Genomic DNA, 20,494 nt, shown 5'->3' with positions numbered 1-20,494 from the left:
CCCGCGTAGATCTTCCATAGATATCCCGCGGCTAGCGTCCCAGGACGTCAGCGGGCGAATACGTGTTTGCCCCGGAGAGGGGTTGTCCCGATGGGCCTTGAAGACGCGACGGGCCAGGAGAACGCGATCGCCATCACCGGAATGTCCTGCCGCCTCCCCGGCGCCCGGGACGTCGAGGAGTTCTGGCGCAACCTGCGGGCCGGTACGGACAGCATCAGCCGGTTCGGCCGGGACGAGTTGCTCGCCGCGGGCGTGGACCCGGCGCTGGCCGACCACCCCGACTTCGTACCGGCCCGTGGTGTGATCGCCGACGGCGACCGGTTCGACTGGGCGCACTTCGGGTACAGCGCGTCCGAGGCCGAGGGGATCGACCCGCAGCAGCGGGTGTTCCTGGAATGCGCGGCCCAGGCGCTGGACGACGCCGGGGTCGACCCCGCCCGGGCCGAGGGGTGGATCGGTGTGTACGCGGGGTGCGACATCGCCGCCGCGCCGCCGGTGCCCGGTGGCGATCCGGCCCGGGCCACCATGCGGATCATCGGGTACGAGAAGGACTTCCTGGCCACCCGCGTCGCCTACAAACTGGGGTTGCGCGGGCCCGCCGTCACCGTCCAGACCGCCTGCTCCACCTCCCTCGTCGCCGTGCACCAGGCCTGCCGCGCGCTGCTCGGCTACGAGTGCGACACGGCGCTGGCCGGAGGTGTGACGGTGCGGCTGCCGGAGGCCGGAGGATATCTGTATCAGGACGGCAACATCCTTTCCCGGGACGGGCGTTGCCGTCCCTTCGACGCCTCCGCCAGCGGAACGGTCAGCAGCAGCGGCGTCGGCGTGGTGGTGCTCAAGCGGCTGTCCGACGCCCTGGCCCAGGGGGACCGGGTCATCGCGGTGATCCACGGTTCGGCGGTCAACAACGACGGCGGCGAGAAGATCGGGTTCACCGCTCCCTCGGTGACCGGGCAGCGCGACGTGATCGAGCTGGCGCTGGCCCAGGCCGGGGTGGAGCCGGAGCGGATCGGTTATGTGGAGGCCCACGGGACGGGGACGCGGGTGGGCGACCCCGTCGAGCTGGCCGCGCTCACCGCCGCGTACCGGACGGAAGCCGGCGGCGCGGGGACCTGTCTGCTCGGTGCCGCGAAGGCCAACATCGGTCACACCGGTGCCGCGTCCGGAGTCGCGGGGCTGATCAAGACCGCGTTGATGCTCCAGCACCGCGAGTTCGTGCCGACCCCGCACTTCGAGCGTCCCAACCCCGAACTCAAGCTGGACACCACGCCGTTCCGGATCAGCACGGAGCTGCGGCCCTGGGTGAGCGAGGGTCCGCGGCTGGCCGGGGTGAGCTCGTTCGGGGTGGGCGGGACCAACGCGCACCTGGTGCTCGGGGAGGCGCCACCGGCCGGGCCCGGGGGCGAGCCGGTGGCGGAGCCGGCCGTCCTGTGCCTGTCGGCGTCCTCGCACGAGGCGCTCGGCTCGCTGCGCGAGCGGCTCGCCGACCGGCTCGACGCGCCGGACGCCCCCGCCCTCGTCGACGTCGCCCGCACCCTGGCCGCCCGGCGCCGGTTCCGCCACCGGGTGTCGGTGGTGGCCGACCGGCCCGCCACGGCCGCGCTGCGGCTGCGCGAGGCCGAGCGGTCCGCGGTCGCCGGGCGGGATCCCGAGACGGCCTTCCTCTTCCCCGGCCAGGGCGCGCTGCGGGCGGGGTACGGACGGGGGGCGCACGCCCTGCTGCCGGTGTTCCGGGACGTCTTCGAGGACTTCCGCGCGCAGGCGCGGCGGCGGTTCGGGGTGGAGCTCGCGCCCGTGCTCGACCCGGCCACCCCGGCGGAGTGGTTCGCCGACACCAGGCACCAGCAGCTCGGCCTGTTCGTCCTGGGCTACGGCCTCGCCCGGCAGCTGGAGAGCTGGGAGGTACGGCCGGCCGCGCTGTTCGGGCACAGCGTCGGCGAGTACACCGCCGCCGCGGTGGCCGGGGTCTGGAGCCCGGCGGACGCGCTCGGTCTGGTCTGGGAGCGTGCCCGGGCCATGCACGAGGCCCCTCCGGGGCGGATGCTGGCGCTGCGGATCGACGCGGAGCGGGCCGCCGCCCTGCTCAGCGCGGACGTGTCCCTCGCCGTGGACGGCGGCGACCACGTCGTCCTCTCCGGGCCGGTACGGGCCATCACCGAGCTGGCCGTGACACAGCGCGAACGGGGCGTCGAAGGGCGCCTCCTGACGACCGGGCACGCCTTCCACTCGCCGCTGATGGCCCCCTCGGCCGACGAACTGCGCCGGGCCGTGGCCGGGACCGCGCACCGGGCGCACCGGGTGCCGTTCGTCTCGAACCTCACGGGCGGCTGGGCCGAACCGGCTGCCGTGGGCGACCCCGCGTACTGGGCCGGACAGCTCCTGGGCACGGTCCGGCTGGCGGACGGGCTGCGCACCCTCACCGACGGCGGCGCGCGGGTCCTGGTGGAACTCGGGCCGGGCGACGGGCTGAGCCGGCAGGCCATCGGCGATGCGCGGACCGACGGGGTCACGGCCGTGCCCCTGCTCGGCCGTGACCCCGAGCGGGAGGAGTCCGCCGTGCTGCGCGGTCTGGGCCGGCTGTGGGAGAGCGGGGTGGAGGTGCCCTGGGACGAGCTCGGTCAGGACGAGCCGCGTCCGGGCAGTGGCCGGGGCCGGATGGTGTCGTTGCCGGCCCATCCGATGGCGGGGAGCCGCAGCCGTCCGGCGCCGCAACGGGACCGGGTGGACGCCGCTGGGGCGGAGCCCGTCCAGGTCGGGCTGACGCCCGTACGTCCGGCCGCTGCCGTACGACGGACCGGGACCGGCCCGGACGCAGCCGACGCCCTCACCCAGCAGCTGGCCGGCGTGTGGCGCGCCTCGCTCGGAACCGGCTCGGCGCTCGCCGGTGACGACTACTACGACCAGGGCGGCTCGTCCCTGATGGTCGTGGGGCTGCTGGGCGAGGTCCGGGCGCGGACCGGGGTCCAGATCCCCGCCGCGGCCGTGGCCACCTCCCTGACCTTCGGTCAGCTCGTCGCGATGGTGCGGGAGCGGGCACCGGACGTCACCGGACCCGCCGTGCCCACGGTCACCGCCACGGCGCCCGCCCGCACAACCGTGCCCGACGTGCCGGGGCTGACGCTGCTGCGTGATGGCGGACCGCGCGCGCCGCTGTTCCTGCTCGCGGCGTCGGACGGCGGCACGATGAGCTACCGCCACCTGGCGGCGGCGCTGGACGGTTCCCGTCCCGTCTACGGCATCGAGTCGCCGGGGATGCTCGACCGGCGCCGCACGCTGTACCGGCTGGAGCAGATCGCCGCCCACCAGATCGGCGTCCTGCGCCGTGCCCGCCCGGACGGCCCCTATCTGCTCGGAGGCTGGTCGTTCGGCGCGATGGTGGCCCATGAGATGACCCGTCAACTGGCCGCCGAGGGCGCCCGGGTGGAACTTCTGCTGGCGATCGACGGCTTCCTGCCGGACACCGGCGGCCGCCCGGTCGCCACGCGGCCGGGCTGGCTGAAGCAGGCCCTCTCCTTCCAGCTGGAGGCAAGCGTCAAGCGCGGCCGTTCCAGGCTCATCGGCGACGGCGGCCCGGCGCGGGGCGCGGGGCACCGGACCGGCCGCTCCGCCGGGGTTCCCGATCTCGTCCGCGTGCACAACGCGAACCTCACCGCGATGCTGCGGCACCGTCCCCGGCCCGCGCCGTGCGACCTGGTGCTGTTCAAGGCGGCGGCCGACGAGGCCACGTGCGCCGAGCTCGTCCGGCGTCTCACCCCGCTGTACGGGGGCGGGGTACGGGTCGAGCCGGTGCCCGGCGACCACTGGTCGGCGCTGGGCCCCGAGCACGCCGCCGGCCTCGCCGACCGGCTGAGCGCGCACCTCGACGCGCTGGACTGAGCGCGTCCGGGGCGCCCAGGCCGGTCCGGGCCCACCGGGCCCACCGGGCCCACCCCAGCGATCCCCTGATGAACACCGACGAAACCCACCGATCCGAGACGAGGATTCCCGTGTCAGATACCGACCGGGCGAGCTGTCCGCACCTCGCGGGCGCCGCCGACACCGTCCAGGAACTGGGCGCAGGCTTCACCCAGAACCCCTTCCCCGACCTGGCCCGGCTGCGCGAGGCCGGCCCGGTCCACCGGGTGCGGCTGCCCAACGGCACCGAGCGCTGGCTGATCACCCGCTACGACGAGGTGATGGCCGCCCTGGCCGACCCCCGGCTCAGCAACGAGCTGGCCCGCGGCCTGGGGAAGGTGCTGCCGCCCGAGCCGCTGCCGCCGAGCTGGCAGGTTGCGCTGCGCACCAGCGCCCTGCTCGGCCGCGCGATGGCCAACCTCGACCCGCCGGACCACGACCGGCTGCGCAAGCTGGTGGTCCGGGCCTTCAGCGCCAAGCGGATCGAGGGCATGCGCCCGCGGATCCAGGAGATCACCGACGAACTCTTCGACGCGCTCGCCGGGCGCACCGAGTTCGACCTGGTGGAGGCGGTGTCCAACCAGCTGCCGATCACGGTGATCTGTGAGCTGCTCGGCGTGCCGTCCTCGGACGCCGACCTGTTCCGCACCGCCGCGCGGGTCCTCGGCGGCTTCGTGCCGGACGACGAGGCCGCCCGCCGGACGATCGAGGCGCTGGACGCCTTCGACGCCTATGTGCGCTCGCTGGTCGAGGCGCGCCGCGCCGAGCCCGGACCCGACCTGTTCAGCGAGCTCGCCAAGGTGCCGGAGGACGGGCAGGGGCTGACCGACGACGAACTGGTCAGCATGGCGGGGCTGTTGCTCTTCGGCGGTTACGAGACCTCGGCGCAGCTGATCAGCAGCGCGGTGCTCTCGCTGCTGCGCCATCCCGACCAGCTGGCGGCGGTGCGCGCCGACCCCGCGCTGCTGGCGGGCGCCGTCGACGAGGTGCTGCGTTTCGAGGGCCCGGTCAACCCGGGTCTGAACCGCTACGCGCTGGAGGATGTCGAGATCGGCGGTGTGACGATCCCCCAGGGTTCCTATGTGGTCCTCGGGGTGGCCGCCGCCAACCGCGATCCGCGGCACTGGCCGGAGCCCGACCGCTTCGACGTCACCCGGACGGCGACCGCCAAGCAGCTCGGCTTCGGCTACGGACTGCACTACTGCATCGGTGCCCGGCTGGCGCAGCTGGAGGTCGAGATCACCCTCGCCACGGCGCTGCGCCGCTACCCGCGGCTGCGGCTCGCGGTGCCGGCCCACAAGCTCCAGTGGCGGGCCGGGTCGGTGCGCGGAGTGTCCGAGCTTCCGCTGCGCGTCGACTGACCGGGGCCGGCCGGCACCGGCGCCCGTAGCGCGGCGCGCCGCCGGCTCCCCTCGTCATTCCCTCCGTTCTCCGCTTCGTTCTCCGCTTCGTTCTCCGCTCTGCTCTCCGCTCTGTTCTTCCTCCGAGAGGTACTGCTATGTCCGGGATCGCCGGTTGGGTCGACCGCGGCCGCGACCTGACCCGTGAAGGTGCGGCCGCCGCTGTGATGACGGCCCGCCTCGTCACCCGCGGCCATCACGGCGAGGGGCTGTGGTCCAGCCGCTCCGCCGTGCTCGGCCACCGCTCCGACGCGCTGGACCGGGTGGGCGCGCAGCCCGCCGTGTTCCGTGAGGACGGCGAGCCGATCGCCGTGATCACCTTCGACGGGGTGCTCTACAACGCCTCCGAGCTCCGCTCGCTGCTGGCCTCGGACGGTCGCCGGGGGCCGCTGGAAACCGACGCGGAGCTGGTGCTGCGGGCCTATCTGCGCTGGGGCCCCGGGGTGGCCGAGCGTCTGGAGGGACTGTTCGCGTTCGCGGTGTGGGACGTGCGGGAGTCGGCGCTGCTGCTGTGCCGCGACCGCTTCGGGGTGAAGCCGCTGAGCTATCTGCCGCTGCCCGAGGGGGTGCTGTTCGCCTCGGAAGTGGCGGCGCTGGTGGCGCACCCGCTGGTGAGCACCGAGCTGGACGCCGAGGGGCTGTGCTCGGTGCTGGCCCAGGTGCGCCGTCCCGGGCACGCGGTGCTGCGCGGGCTGCGCGAGGTCAGGCCCGCGCACGTGGTGCGGTTCGGCCGGGACGGGATCACCGAGCGGCGCTACTGGGCGCTGGAGGCCCGTCCGCACACCCACGACCTGGCGCGGACCGTCGAGACCGCGCGCGGTCTGCTCGACGACGCGATCGCCCGGGAGGCGGGTGCGGGCACGCCGGCGGTGCTGCTCTCCGGGGGCCTGGACTCCAGCGCCCTGACCGGGCTGGTCGCCGGGGTCGCGGGCGGTGCCCCGCGCACGTTCACGGTGTCCTTCGGGGACAGCGCGGCGGCGGTGCCCGACCGGCCCTTCGCCCAGGCGGTGGTGGACCGCGTCGGCTGCGACCACCGCGAGGTCCTGGTCGAGCCGGGAGAGCTGACCGATCCGCTGGTGCTCGACGCGGTCCTGGCCGCCAAGGATTTCCCCTCGCCGTTCGGCGACAAGAACCTCACCCCGTACCTGTTCTACCGGCGCGTCGCCGAGCACTCTCCGGTGGCGCTCAGCGGGGAGGCCGCCGACGCGGTGTTCGGCGGGCTGATCAGCGAGCAGGAGCGGGCGTCCGCCGGGCACCGCACCTTCCCGTGGATCGAACGGGCCCGCACCTTCGGCATGACGCACGGCATCGGCAACGGGCTCTTCGACGCGGAGCTGCTGGACGAGCTGGGCTTCGCGTCCTTCTGCGCTGAGCGCTACGAGGAGGCCGTGGACGAGGTGGTGCACCTGCCCGGTGCGCCCGCCGACGACCGGCGGGCCCGCGAGATCGACCACCTCCACATGACCAGGCTGTACGAGCAGGCGGTCAACCACTCCGAGCGGCTGGGCGCCGCCGCCGGGCTCCAGGTCCGTTTCCCGTTCTCCGACCACCGGCTGTTCGGCTACCTGTACAACGTCCCGTGGCGGATGAAGTCCTTCGACGGCCGGGACAAGAGCCTGCTGCGGACGATCGCCAGGGACCTGCTGCCCGCCTCCGTGCTGGACCGGCCCAAGGTGCCGTTCCCGATCACCTACCACGCGGGTTACAAGGAGTCGCTGACCGCCCGACTGCGCCGGGTCCTGGAGGACCCGGGCGCGCCGGTGCTGCCGCTGCTGGACCTGTCGGCCGCCCAACGCACGGCGGACGATCCCAAGTCGCTGGACCGCGGCGGCTGGCTGGGGCGGGCCGACGTCGAGATGGTGCTCCAACTGGACGGCTGGCTGCGTACCCGCCAGATCGTGCTGGCGCTGTGAACGCCCTTCCCGCGCCCGGCGTCACCGCCCCGGCCTCGTACTCCGCCGGCCCGGCGCACCCCACCACCCCCACCCCCACACCAGCGAAGGCCCACGTGACGATGACCGGACCCGACCGTCCGCTGCTGCACGAGCTGTTCGACGAGCGTGCCGGGCGCCACCCCGACCGGGTCGCGCTGCGCGACGCCCACGGCTCGCTCACCTACGCCCGGCTCAGGCTCCGTTCCGACTGGCTGGCGGCCGAGCTGCACCGTCGCTGCCCGCGGCCCGGGGCGCTGGTCGGGCTGCACCTGGAGCGCGGGGCCGATGTGATCGTCGCGATGCTCGCGGTGCTCAAGAGCGGGCACACCTACGTGCCGCTCGACCCCTCGTACCCGGCCGAGCGCCTGCTGTTCACCGCCAGGGACGCCCGGCTCGCCCTGGTCGTCTCCGACCAGGAGGTTCCCGGCGAACTCGCGGAGCTGCCGGTCCTGCGCCTGGACGCGCTCGACCAGCCCGTCGCCCCGGTGCCCGCTCCCCCGGCCGAGGTGACGCCGGACGCGCCCGCGTATGTCATCTACACCTCGGGCTCCACCGGCCGCCCCAAAGGCGTGCAGGTGCCGCACCGCAATGTGGCGGCCATGGTCCGGGCCTGCGCCCGCCGCTACGAGCTGCGCGAGGGCGATGTGTGGACCCTCTTCCACTCGTACTCCTTCGACTTCTCGGTGTGGGAGATCTGGGGCTCGTTGCTGACCGGCGGCACGCTCGTCGTGGTGCCGCACGTGACGGCGGCCTCGCCGCAGGCGACGCTGCGGCTGCTGATCGACGAGGCCGTGACGGTCCTCAACGTGGTGCCCTCGGTGTTCCGCCATCTGACCCGGGCGGCCCTGCGCACCGGTGCGATGCCGGCGGACCTGCGGTACGTGATCTTCGGCGGCGAGTCGGTCGACATCCGGGACGTGCGGTCCTGGCGGGCGGCGGCGGGCCGGACGACCCGGTTCGTCAACACCTACGGCATCACCGAGGCGACCGTGTTCGTCACCTACCGGCTCTTCACCGACGAGGAGCTGGACCGGACGGAGGACGCGCCCGAGGGATCCGCGTTCGCGTTCGACATCGGTGAACCGCTGGACGGCTGGGAGTTCCGGGTCGTCGGCGAGGACGGCGCGCCGGTACGCCCCGGCGGGACCGGCGAGATCCTGGTGGCCGGCGACGGCGTGGCGCTGGGCTATCTGAACCGGCCCGAGCTGACCGCCGAACGCTTCCCGGTGCTGCCCGTCCCCGGGGGCGGCACCCGGCGCCACTACCGCAGCGGCGACCTGGCCCGGCTGCTGCCCGACGGCATGTTCTGCTTCGCCGGGCGGGCCGACGACCAGGTGAAGATCAACGGCTTCCGGATCGAGCTCGGCGAGGTCGAGGCCAGGCTCCAGGACGCGCCGGGCGTCCGGGAGCTGGTGGTGGTCAGGACGGTCAGCCGGATCGGCGAACCGATGCTCACCGCCTTCTACACCACGCCCGAAGCCGCCGCGCCTGACGGCACATCTGACGCCTCGTCGGCGGACGGGGAGAACGGCGAGCGGGAGCGCACCGAGCGGCTGACCGCGCACGCCCGCCGGACGCTGCCCGCGCACATGGTCCCCGGGCGGTTCGTGCGCCTGCCCGAGCTGCCGGTCAATCCGTCCGGCAAGACCGACCGCAAGGCGCTCTCCGCGTGGCAGGGGCCCACACCTCGGCCCGCGCCCGCCCGCTGACCCGGCCTCCGACTTCCGATCTCCGATCTCCCGTACGCCTGAAGGACCGTGATGGCTCCACGCACCCGCAATCTCGCCAGCGACCCCGACCGGCCCAGCTTCCTGGAGGAGCTGTACCAGGGCCGGTTCCGCTGGGATCTGATCCACCCCTTCCCCGAGCAGCGGCCCGAGGACCGCGAGCGCGGCGACGCGGCGGTGGCCTCCGTCGGCGCCCTGCTGCGCGAGCGGATCGACCCCGTCGAGGTCGACGCCGACGGCGCCCTGCCGGACGGCTTCCTGGCCGAGCTGGCCGAGCGCGGCTACCTCAGGATGCAGGCCGGCCCCGACGTGGGCGGTCATGGACTGTCCTCGTACAACACCTTCCGGGTCATCGAGGAGGCCGCCTCCTGGTGCTTCCCGGTCGCGGTGCTGCTGGGCATCGAGAACGCCCTCGGCGCGGGCGCCTTCCTGCCGGTGCTGCCGCCGGGTCCGCTGGCCGACCGGGTCAGGGCGCACGTGCTGGCGGGCGGCCTGTCCGGCAGCGCCGACACCGAGCCGGAGGGCGCCGCCAACCAGGGGCGCAGCACGACGGCGACCGTGGTGGAGGACGGCGCCGCCTACCTCCTCAACGGGCGGAAGATCCAGGTCGTCAACGCGCCGGCCGGGGGCCTGTTCAGCGTCACCGCCTCGGTACAGGGCCCCGACGGCACCGAGCGCAACCGGCTGTTCTTCGTCGACGCCGACACCCCCGGCGTGCGGCGCACCGGCCCCCAGGAGCTGATGGGGATGCGCGGGCTGCCCTTCGGCGGGCTCGACCTGGACGACGTGCGCGTCCCGGCCGGGCTGGCGCTCGCCGAGCCCGACCCGGAGCACAGCTCGCGGCTGACCCCGGCGGTCTCCCTGCTGGTGGTCCGGGGGCGGCTGTACATCATCGCCGCTCCTTCGCTGGCCACCGCGAAGCTCTGTCTGTCCTGGGCGCGGGACTTCGCGGCCCGCCGGTCGGTGGACGGCCGGGGGCTCGGCGAGTACGAGGAGATCCGGCGCCGTCTCGCCGAGAACCGGGCGGAGGTCTTCGCGCTGGAGAGCACGGCCCGCTGGAGCCTGCTCGGCGAGGACAACGGCACGGACGTCAACCTCAAGTTCGAGCAGAACGCGTCCAAGAACATCTGCTCGGTCCTGGGCTGGCGGGTCGTGGAGCGGACGCTGTCGATGCTCGGCGGCGAGGGTTACGAGAACGCGCGGAGCAAGCGGGACCGGCAGGCGCCCCCGCACGCCGTGGAGCGGGCCTTCCGGGACGTGCGCGGGCTGCGGATCACCGGCGGGGTGGACTTCCTGCTGGACCACTGGAGCGCGTCACGCACCCTGCTGTCCTACTACTACCCCGAGCCCGACCACGCGGCCGACCTCACTGCGGAGCAGGCCCCGCCGGCCGGCTTCGGGGACGACCACGCGCTGTCGGCCCGCAACCTGGAGCACCTGGCGTTCGTCCGGGAGCAGGTCCACCGCTTCGGACGCGACTGCCTCGAACTGACCCGGCGCCACCCCGACCGCGCCGAACTCGCGGTCAAGCAGCGGCTGATGATCCTGCTGAACCGCACCGCGACCGAGCTGCTGACGATGTCGCTCACCCTGGCGCGGGCCGCGAGCACCAGCACCTCGGGCGACCAGGAGGCCCAGGACCTGGCCGACGTGTACTGCACCGCCGCCCGGGCCCGCCTCGTCGCGCTGCGCCACCGGCGCGCGCAGGAGGAAGGCGAGGAGGGCGCGGGCAACGCCGCTGCCGCCGCCGACCGGCTGGCCGCCGCCTTCACCCACCACCCGACCACCGACGGCACCACCGGGGCCGGCCGATGAACGAGGAACCGATGAGCGAGGAACCGACCATGACCGACACCCCCGGGCTCCCCGCGACCGTATGCGAGCTCCCGCTCTCGGTCGGCCAGGAGGCCATGTGGATCTCCTGGCGGCTCGACCCGCAGCAGTGGACGCACATCATCCCGACCCCGTACCGCGTCACGGGCACGCTCGACACGCGGCGGCTGCGCCGGGCCGTCGCCGCGCTCGGCGAGGCGTACCCGCAGCTGCGCGCGCGGGTCGTGGACGGCCCGGGAGGCCCCCGGCTCAGCTGGGCCGACGCGCCGCCCATCCCGGTGACCGAGCACACCGTCGAGGGCGACCCGGTGAGCGCCGTACGGCGCACCTGGCAGCGCCCGTTCGACCTGACGACGGGCCCGCTGGCCCGCGTCGACGTGCTGCACGGCGACGAGGGGAGCGTGCTGCTGATCGCCGCGCACCACCTGGTCCACGACGGCGCCTCGATCCTGCTGCTGCTGGACGCGCTGCGCCGGGCCTACGCCGGGCAGCCCCTGGCCCCGGCCGACCACATCGGGCCGCTGACCGCCTTCGCCCGGCGCTCGCGCGAACTGGCCGACACGCCCGCCGGCGACGACCGGCGCGCCCACTGGCGCGCCGCGCTCGGCGACGGCACCGGCTTCGAACTGCCCGCGACCGTGGACGAACCCGGCTACACCGTGCTCAGCACCGAGGTGCCCGCCCCTCTGGTGCCGCGCCTGCGGGCGCGGGCCGAGGAACTCGGCGTGTCGTACTTCACCGTGCTCCTCGGCGCGTACTTCGCGCTGCTGCGCCGCTTCGCGGGCGAGGACGACCTGCTGGCCTCGATCCCGTACCACGGCCGCTCCGCCGGGGAACTGCGCGACAAGGTCGGCTACTTCGTCAACGCCCTGCCCATCCGCCGGCGGGTCGGGGGAACGGAGAGCTACGCCGATCTGATCCGCGCCCTGCGCGGCGACGTCAAGGCAGCGATGGCAAACGGCGACCTGCCGCTGCCCGCGATCCTGCGCGAGGTCGGCCTCACCGGCTGGCAGGCGCACGCGCGCAGCCACCAGACGGTCTTCCAGTACTGGCACGCCGGGCTGCGCCAGGACGTCGACGTGCAGCGGTTCGAGCTGCGGCCGGACGGGGCCCCCGACGGGGCGGGATGTGTGCTGAGCCTGCTCGACATGGAGAGCAGCGCCGACTACACCCTCGCGGTCATGGTCCGGGAGGACTCCGGCGGCACCCATGTGCTGTGGAAGGACCCCGCCGGGGCCTGCGGCCCCACCTTGGTGGCGATGATGGCGGCGCACTACACCGAGGTGCTGACCGCCGTCGCCGCGGACCCGCACGCGCCCGTGGGCGCGCTCGGCGAGCGCGTCGAGACGGTGGCGGGCCCGGTGAACACCCGCGAGGTGGCCGCCCTGCTGCAAGGCCATCCCGCCGTGCGGAACGCCGTGGTGACGCCGACCGGTGGCGACGCCGAGCTCGCCGCCCGGCTGACCCTCGACCCGGCCGGCGCCGACGTGCCCGCCGAGCGGCTGACCGCCCTGCTGCGCGAGCGGCTCGGCGACCGGGCGCCCCGGGTCCGCTTCGGCCTCGACGCGGCCGGCTCCGGCGACACCGCCGTGGCAGAGCACGTGGCTTCGGCGGACAGCGCCACCACCGCCGTACTGATCGAGCTGTGGCAGGACGTCCTCGGCATCGACGGCATCACCCCCGAGGACTCCTTCTTCGAACTCGGCGGGCACTCCCTGCTCGCCGCCGAACTCGCCGACGCCATCACCCGGCGCCTCGACCTCGACGTCTCCGTCCGCGCCGTCTTCGAGCACCCCCGCCTGGGCGAGCTCGCCGCCCGGCTCGACGCCCTGCGCACCCCCGAACCGGTCGAGGAGGCTATGGCCGAGGAGCCGTCGTCGTTCCCCGCCTCCGGCTTCCAGGAGCGGATCTGGCTGGCCGAGCGGCTGGAGCCGGGGAGCGCCGCGTACAACGTGCCGCTCGCCTGGCGCATACCCGGCGGGCTGGAGCACGGCGCCCTCTCCCGGGCGCTGGCCCTGCTGGTGTCCCGGCACGAGATCCTGCGCACCTCCTTCGTGGAGCACGACGGGCGCCTGCGGCAGGTCGTCGACGAGCCGTGGTCGCCGGAGCCGGACTTCCTCGACCTGCGCGGCCGGGACGACGCCGAGGAGATCCTGCGCGAGCGGCTGAACCGGCTGGCCCACCACGCGTTCGACCCCGCCTCGGGGCGGCTGCTGACGGCCGCGCTCGTCCAGCTGGGCGAGGACGACCAGGTGCTGTTCGTCTGTCTGCACCACCTCGTGTGGGACGGCGGGTCGGCCGGGGTCTTCCTGCGCGAACTCGCCGACTGCTACGCGGCGGCCGGCCCGGCCACGGGGGACGGTCTTCCCGTGGAGGCCACCGGTGGCGTGCCCGCCGCCGGGGCGCTCCACCCGGCCTCCGCCCACCAGGGCCGGATGGGCTTCATCGACCACTTCGAGCGCGGTGTGGTCTACGACGGGTCGCCCGTCTACCACAACCTGCCGCTGTACGTACGGCTCGACCGGGCGCCCGAGCCCGAGGCGCTGCGCGCGGCGGTGGCCCGGGCCGAGCTGGCCCACGAGGCGCTGCGGACCAACCTGGTCCTCGTCGACGACCGGATCGCCCAGTGCGTCACCACCGGCACCCGCGTCACGCCGCGGTGGTTCGAGCCGGTGGCCGACCACACCGGCACCGTTCCCGCCGCCCTGCGCGCCTGGGCCGCCGAGCCTTTCGACCTGGCCGCCGGACCGCTGCTGCGCGTGGCGGTCCAGCCCGGCGCCGACGGCGGGGCGTGGCTCGCGCTGGCCGGACACCAGGCGGTGGTCGACCGGGTGTCGCTGACCGTGCTCGCCGAACAGATCCTCACCGCCCCCGACGCCGCACCGGCCGCGGGCCCCGGCTACCGCGACTGGCTGGAGGCCCTCCCGCAGGACCGCAAGGAGCTCGACCTCGCCGCCCGCGCCGACGAGCTGCGGGGCGAGATCGACCCGCTGCGCCTGCCCGAGCGGCACCCCCGCGAGGCGGTGCACGTCTACCGGGAGCAGTCCGTCCCGCTGCGTCTGCCCGCGACACTGCCGCTCGAACGCTTCGCGCGGGAGCGGGGGCTGAGCGAGGAGCAGGTGCTGCTCGCCGCCTTCGCCACGCTGCTGAGCTGGTACTCCGGCCAGGACGAGATGGTTCTCGGCGTCGCCGACACCAACCGCCGGGACGGGTCCGGCACGGTCGTGGGACCGCTGGCGAACCTGCTGCCGCTGAGGTTGCACACCCCGGTCTCGGCCTCGTTCGAGGACCTGGCCGCCGCGACCGGCACCGCGCTCGACCGCGCCCGCAGCCACCCGCTGGCCCCCTTCGACGAGCTCGTGGCCCTGCTCGACCCCGGCAAGGACATGAGCCGGACCGCCCTGTTCGACGTGTTCTTCTGCTACGCCGCCGGGCCTCGCTCCCTCACCCTGCCCGACGGCGGCGAGGCACGGCTCGTCGAGGAGGGCAGCGGCTACGGGAAGTACGACCTGACGCTCTTCGTGCGCCCCGACGGCGCCGTGCCGGCCGGCCGGCTGGTCTTCAACGGCCTGTACTTCGACGAGCCGCAGATCCAGCTGATGGCCGAGCACTACGCGCGGCTGCTGGAGCAGCTGCTCGCCGAGCCCGGGCGGCCGGTCGGCGAGGCCGATCCGCTGACCGAGCGGGAGGCGCACACCCAGCTGGCGGTGTGGAACGCCACCGAGGCGCACTATCCGCAGACCACACTGCACGCGCTGGTGCGCGAGCAGGCCGGGAGGCGGCCGCACACGGTGGCGCTGTCCTGCGGGCAGGACCGGCGCGGCTACGCCGAGTTGCAGGCCCGCGCGGAGCTCCTGGCCAGGGGCCTGGTGGCGCGCGGGGTCCGGCCGGGCGAGCTGGTGGCCCTGCTGCTGCCCCGGGGCGTGGCCCAGGCCGAGGCAATGCTGGCGGTCCTGCTGGCGGGGGCGGCGTACCTGCCGATCGACCCGGCGGTGCCGGCCGAGCGGCAGTCGTTCATCCTCACCGATTCCGGCGCCCGCTTCGCGGTGGCCGGTGACGACACGGCCGGCCGCCTCGGCTTCATGGGCACCGTGGTGACGCCCGAGGAGCTCGCCGCGACGCCCGGCGCAGGCGGCGCGGTGCTGCCCGACACCGGCCCCGACTCCCCCGCGTACTGCATCTACACCTCCGGCACCACCGGGCGCCCCAAGGGCGTCGTGGTCAGCCACCGCAACGCCGTCCGGCTGATCGTCAACGACCGTTTCCCCTTCAGCTTCGGCCCCTCCGACGTGTGGACGATGTTCCACTCGTACGCCTTCGACTTCTCGGTGTGGGAGCTGTTCTGCGGGCTGGCCCACGGCGGCCGGGTGGTCATCGTTCCCGAGGAAGAGGCCCGTGACGCCCGGCAGTTCTGGCAGCTGATCCAGCGTGAGCGGGTCACGGTGCTCAACCAGACGCCCAGCGCCTTCCGGCAGCTGCTCGCGGTGGAGGAGGAGTCCCCGGCACCGCTCGACTACCTGCGCTATGTGATCTTCGGTGGGGAGCAGCTCCAGCCCGCGATGCTCGGCGGCTGGCTGGAGCGCCGCCCGCAGGTCCGGCTGGTCAACATGTACGGGATCACCGAGACCACCGTGCACGTGACCGTCCGCACCGTCACCCGGGCCGACGCCGACGCGGACCGCAGTGTGATCGGCACCCCCATCCCGACCACCACCGTCCACCTGGTCGACCCGCGCACCGGCGGCCGGCTGCTGCCGGTGGGGGCCGTCGGCGAGATCCTGGTCGGCGGCGAGGGCGTCACCGCGGGCTACCTGGGGCGCCCGGAGCTGACGGCGGAGCGCTTCGTGACCGCTCCGTTCGGCGGGGGCACCCTCTTCCGCAGCGGCGACCTGGCCCGCTACCGCCCCGACGGCTCCCTGGAGTACCTCGGCCGCGGCGACTCCCAGGTGCAGCTGCGCGGCTACCGCATCGAGCTCGGCGAGATCCAGTCCTGCCTGCGCGAGCACCCGGCCGTGGCGGACGCCACCGTACTGGTCGAGGACGACCGGCTCGTCGCCTATCTCCAGACCGCCGGCGAGCCGCCGACCGGGGCCCAGCTGCGCCGCCACCTGGGCGCCAAGCTGCCCGAGTACATGATCCCGGCCCGGTTCCGCACCGTCCCGGAGATCCGGCTGACCGTCAACGGCAAGCTGGACACGACGGCCCTGCGCGCCGCCGGCGTGCCGCTGGAGAACGCCGGCACGAGCGAGCCGCGCACCCCGACCGCGCGGACGCTGGCCGCCCTGTGGGCCGAACTCCTGGACGTGCCCTCGGTCGGCGCGGACGACTCCTTCTTCGCCCTCGGCGGGCACTCGCTGCTGGCCGTACGGATGCTGGGCCGGGTCACCCGCGACTTCGGGCCCGCCCTGCCGCTGCGCACCCTCTTCGAGAGCCCCCGGCTCCAGGACTTCGCCGACCTGGTCGACACCCACGCGGGAACGGTCGCCGCTCCCGCCGGCGAGGGCGAGCCGTCCGGGCGGTTGCTGCCCGCCTCCGGTTTCCAGGAGCGCATCTGGCTGGCCGAGCGCGCCGCCCCGGACGACGCACGCTACAACGTGGTGCTCGCCTGGCGGGCCGAGGCCGGGCTCGACGCCCATCTGCTGCGCCGGGCGCTGGACGACCTGATCCGGCGCCAGGAGATCCTGCGCACCCGCTTCGTGGAGCACGGGGACCGGCTGCACCAGCTGATCGGCGAGGCGTGGAGCCCCGAGGTCGAGCCGCTGGACCTGCGGTCCTCCTTCGCGCCCGACGACGGTCTGCGGGACTGGCTCGACCGGGCGGCGCGCCGCCCCTTCGACCCCGCCTCGGGCCGGCTGCTGCGGGTGGCCCTGGCGGACACCGGCGGCACGGACCGCGTCCTGCTGCTCTGCCTCCACCATCTGGTGGTCGACGGCGAGTCGGTCCCGGTGCTGCTGCGTGAGCTGGAGCGGTCCTGGAACGCGGTCGCCCAGGGCCGGGCGGCCGAGCCGCCCACCGTCCAGTACCGCGACTTCGTGGCCGATCAGGAGGCCGGGCGCGACGGCGCCAAGCGCGCCGCCGACCTCGCCCACGCCGCCGAACGGCTCGCCGGCGCCCCCGCGTACGCCCGGCTGCCCGAGCCGACGGTGCCCGGGCCGAACGGCGCGGTGGCGATACCGCTGCCGGCGGACACCATGGAGCGGCTGCGCCGGTTGCAGTCCGAGCAGGGCGTTTCCTGGTTCATGGCCGCCGCCGCGGCACTGGCCGTCCTGCTCCACCGCTGGACCGGCCGCCAGGACGTCACCTTCGGCGTCCCCGTCTCCACCCGTGACCGCGGCCGCTTCGCCGAACTCCTCGGCCCCTGCCTGGACCTGACGGTGCTGCGGTCGCGTCCCGACGCGGACGCCACGCTGCGGGACACGGTGCGGGCGATGCGGTCCGAGGTGCTGGAGGCCTTCGAGCACCGCGGCGCCCCCTTCGACGAACTGGTGGAGGCGCTGCGGCCGGAGCGACGGCCGGGCCGGACGCCCTACGCGGACGTCGCGCTGAACATGAACCTGCTCAGCGGCCGTCGCACCGTACTCGGCGGCGGCGAGCTTCGCCCGCTGTTCTTCGACTCCTTCTGGGAGCAGGAGACCAAGTTCGCGCTCACCGTCACCCTCTCCGAGCAGGACGGCACGCTCTCCGGTGCCTTCTCCTACCGGGGCGACCGGTTCGCCGCCGAGGACGTCCGGCTGCTGGCCGAGGCGTTCGGCCGGCTGCTGGCCGGGCTGCCCGAACTGCTGGACCTGCCCCTGGACGGCCTCGGGCTGCCGGCCGGCCGTCCCGGGCTGCAGGCCGGAGTTCCCGGGCTGCCGGTCGCCGCCGGCGGCGAGTCGCTCCGGCCGCTCCCCGTGGCCGCTCCCGGCGTGACCGCTCCGCGCGGCCGGGTCCAGTACCGGGACTACGTCGCGGCCCAGGAGGCCCGGCGGGACGGCGACAAGCGCGCCGCCGACCTCGCCCACTGGGCCGGGCACCTGGCCGGGGCCCCGCCGTACCTGGACTTCCCCGCGCCCCGGACGAGCGGCCCCAACGGCGCCGTGACGATCCCCCTGGCCGACGGCCTGCTGGAGCGCTGGCGTCCCTTGCAGCGGGAGCACGGCTTCACCCCGTACCTGACGGCGGCCGCCGCCCTGGCCACGCTGCTGCACCGCTGGACCGGCACGGACGACGTGGTCTTCGCCGGGCCGCTCGCCCACCGCGACGAGCCGGAGTTCGCCGATCTGCTGGGCCCGTGCCTGGACACGGTCGTCCTGCGGTCGCGTCCCGCCGACGGGGCTACGGTCCTCGACCTGCTGCACGCGATGCGCTCCGAGCTGCTGGGCGCCGTGGAACACCGGGACGCGCCCTTCGAGGAGATCGTCGACCGCCTCAACCCGCCGCGCCGGCCGGGACGCACCCCGTACGCCGACGTCCAGCTGAGCCTGGAGACCGCGGGCGACCGGCCGCCCACCCTGGCCGGCCGTCCACTGACGCCCTTCGCCTTCGACCGGCAGGGCGCCGGGTTCATCGGCAAGCTCGGGCTGACCGTGGTGCTCACCGTCGACGGCGGCAAGCTCAGCGGTGTACTGACCTACCGGGGCGACCGCTACCGGCCCGCCGACGTGACGCAGTTCGCCGCGCTCCTCGGCCGGATCATGAACATGCTGCCGGACCGGCTGCGCATGCCGATCGGCGAACTGGACCTGGCCGGCACCGACCTCGCGCCGCTGCGCGCGGCCGAGCGGGGCCCGTCCGCTCCGCCCGTCACCACCGTGCCCGAGCTCGTGGCGCACTGGTGCGCACGGCAGCCCGGGGCACCGGCGGTGGAGACGGCCGGCGGGACGCTCGACTACCGACGGCTGGCCGAACGCGCCGCCGCGCTCGCCGACCGGATCCGTCCGCATCTGCGCGCCACCGATCCCGTGGTCGCGCTGGTGCTCGGCCGGGGCGCCGCACTGCCCGTGGCGATGCTGGCCGCGTGGCAGGCCGGGGCCGCGTTCTGCCCGATCGAGCCGGGGCATCCCGCCGACCGGATCGACTTCATCCTGGACGACCTGGACGCCGGCGTCGTCCTGACCGACGACCCGGCGGTGCTCGAGCGGCTCGCCGCCACCGGCCGTCCGGTGCTCGACGTCACCGACACGGGCATCACCGGCACGGACACCGTCATGGGCGCCACCGCCTCCCCGGTGGTCCTGCGCGCCCCCGATCCCGAGTCCACGGCCTACGTCATCTACACCTCCGGCACGACCGGCCGCCCCAAGGGCGTCACCGTCCGCCACGGCGCCCTCGGCCGGCTGGTGCTGTGGGGCCAGGAGTCGTTCGGCCTCGGACCGCACGACCGCGTCGCCCAGGTCCTCAGCCCCGGCTTCGACGCCTCGCAGTGGGACATCTGGTCGGCGCTCGGTTCGGGCGGCTGCCTGGTCCCGCTGGAGGGCACGATGATCGCCCCCGAACTCGCGGGCTGGCTGGACGCGCGGCGGATCTCCACCTGCCTGGTGATGACCCCGCTCGCCGAGGCGATGTGGAACACGGACGCCCCCGCGCCCCGGCATCTGCGCCACCTCCTGGTGGGCGGTGCGGCCTTCACCCAGTGGCCGCCGACCGGCCTCCCCTACCAGGTGCGCAACGTCTACGGCCCGACCGAGACCACGGTGTTCGCGCTCCACCACGAGCTCACCGACGGCGAGGAGGGCCCGCTGAACCGGCTCGGCCTGCCGCTCACCGGAGTGGAGGCCCTGATCCTCGACTCCCGGGGCCGGCGTTGCCCGGTCGGTGTGGTGGGCGAGATCTGCCTGGGCGGCGCCCTCGTCGCCGCGGGCTACTGGCGCCGGCCCGGACTCACCGCCGAACGCTTCCGCCCCACCGGGCCGGACGGCGAACCCGGAGTGGTCTACCGCTCCGGCGACCTCGGCCGGCGGCTGGCCGACGGCACCGTGGAGTTCCTCGGCCGCGCCGACCGGCAGGTCAAGATCCGTGGCTACCGGATCGAACCGGGCGAGATCGAGGCCGTCCTGCTGGCCGAGCCCGAGGTGGCCCTGGCCCGGGTCCAGGCGGACCCGAAGCGCTCTCCGGCGCTCACCGCCTACCTGGTCCCGAACGCCCAGGACCGCCCGGAGGCGACGGAGTTGCTCCGGCGGCTGCGTGGCACGCTGCCCGCCTTCATGGTCCCCGAGGCCGTGGTCTGGCTGGACGCGCTGCCGCTCACGCCCAACGGCAAGGTCGACGAGGCCGCGCTGCCCCGGCCGGGGCGCGAGGACCTGGCGACCCGCTCCGACTGGGTCGCGCCCGGCACCCATCTGGCGCGGCGGATCGCCGGGGTGTGGTCGGAGGTACTGGGCCTGGCCGAGGTCGGCGCCCACGACAACTTCTACGACCTGGGCGGCAACTCCCTGCTGCTGGCCAAGCTGCACAGCCGGCTGACCGCCGTACTCGAGCGGGACCTGCCGATCTCGCAGCTCTTCGAACACCCGACGGTCGCGACGCTCGCGGACGCCCTCGGCGACCACCCGCGGCCGGCGGACCGGGTGGGGGCCGACGGCTCCCGGGCCCGGATCGACCTGCGCGACCGGGCGGCCCGCTCCCGCAGCGCCGCCGCCGCTCGGCAGGCCCAGCGCCGCCGCTGACCACCGCCCCTCCCGGCCCGGGCCGCGCCCCCGAGACCTCCTCGGACGGCGCGGCCCGGGCC

The 20,494-nt window shown here is 74.8% G+C and carries 6 protein-coding genes; all 6 read left to right on the top strand.

Annotated elements, in window-relative coordinates; translation table 11 throughout:
- Positions 1-90 precede the first annotated feature (90 nt).
- Entirely contained in the window at positions 91-3,876 is a 3,786-nt protein-coding gene (locus AB0E98_RS27455) for a beta-ketoacyl synthase N-terminal-like domain-containing protein (RefSeq protein ID WP_361707556.1), read from the top strand.
- A 110-nt stretch (positions 3,877-3,986) separates the two neighbouring features.
- Positions 3,987-5,255 (top strand): cytochrome P450, encoded by a 1,269-nt coding sequence (locus AB0E98_RS27450; protein WP_361707553.1) that lies wholly within the window; start codon positions 3,987-3,989, stop codon positions 5,253-5,255.
- Between the two features lie 137 nt (positions 5,256-5,392).
- Positions 5,393-7,207, top strand: a complete 1,815-nt coding sequence (asnB, locus tag AB0E98_RS27445; protein WP_361707551.1) for an asparagine synthase (glutamine-hydrolyzing) — start codon at positions 5,393-5,395, stop codon at positions 7,205-7,207.
- Positions 7,204-8,937: an amino acid adenylation domain-containing protein gene (locus tag AB0E98_RS27440; RefSeq protein WP_361707549.1), complete on the top strand. Its 1,734-nt coding sequence runs from the start codon at positions 7,204-7,206 to the stop codon at positions 8,935-8,937. Before asnB ends, AB0E98_RS27440 begins: the two co-directional genes overlap by 4 nt.
- Before the next feature lie 51 nt (positions 8,938-8,988).
- The gene (locus tag AB0E98_RS27435; protein ID WP_361707546.1) at positions 8,989-10,770 is read left to right on the top strand and encodes an acyl-CoA dehydrogenase family protein; all 1,782 of its coding nucleotides are present in this window, start codon (positions 8,989-8,991) and stop codon (positions 10,768-10,770) included.
- 29 nt (positions 10,771-10,799) lie between these two features.
- Positions 10,800-20,432: an amino acid adenylation domain-containing protein gene (locus AB0E98_RS27430; protein ID WP_361707544.1), complete on the top strand. Its 9,633-nt coding sequence runs from the start codon at positions 10,800-10,802 to the stop codon at positions 20,430-20,432.
- The last annotated feature ends 62 nt before the right edge of the window (positions 20,433-20,494 follow it).

Origin of the sequence: Streptomyces sp. NPDC037389, from assembly GCF_040636475.1 — a bacterium.
GTDB classification, from domain to species: Bacteria; Actinomycetota; Actinomycetes; order Streptomycetales; family Streptomycetaceae; genus Streptomyces; species Streptomyces hesseae.
This window is presented reverse-complemented; position numbering and strand designations above follow the sequence as displayed.

Coding starts and splice junctions, on each gene's coding strand:
- AB0E98_RS27455 (WP_361707556.1), top strand. CDS start 91: ATGGGCCTTGAAGACGCGACGGGCCAGGAGAACGCGATCGCCATCACC.
- AB0E98_RS27430 (WP_361707544.1), top strand. CDS start 10,800: ATGACCGACACCCCCGGGCTCCCCGCGACCGTATGCGAGCTCCCGCTC.
- asnB (WP_361707551.1), top strand. CDS start 5,393: ATGTCCGGGATCGCCGGTTGGGTCGACCGCGGCCGCGACCTGACCCGT.
- AB0E98_RS27435 (WP_361707546.1), top strand. CDS start 8,989: ATGGCTCCACGCACCCGCAATCTCGCCAGCGACCCCGACCGGCCCAGC.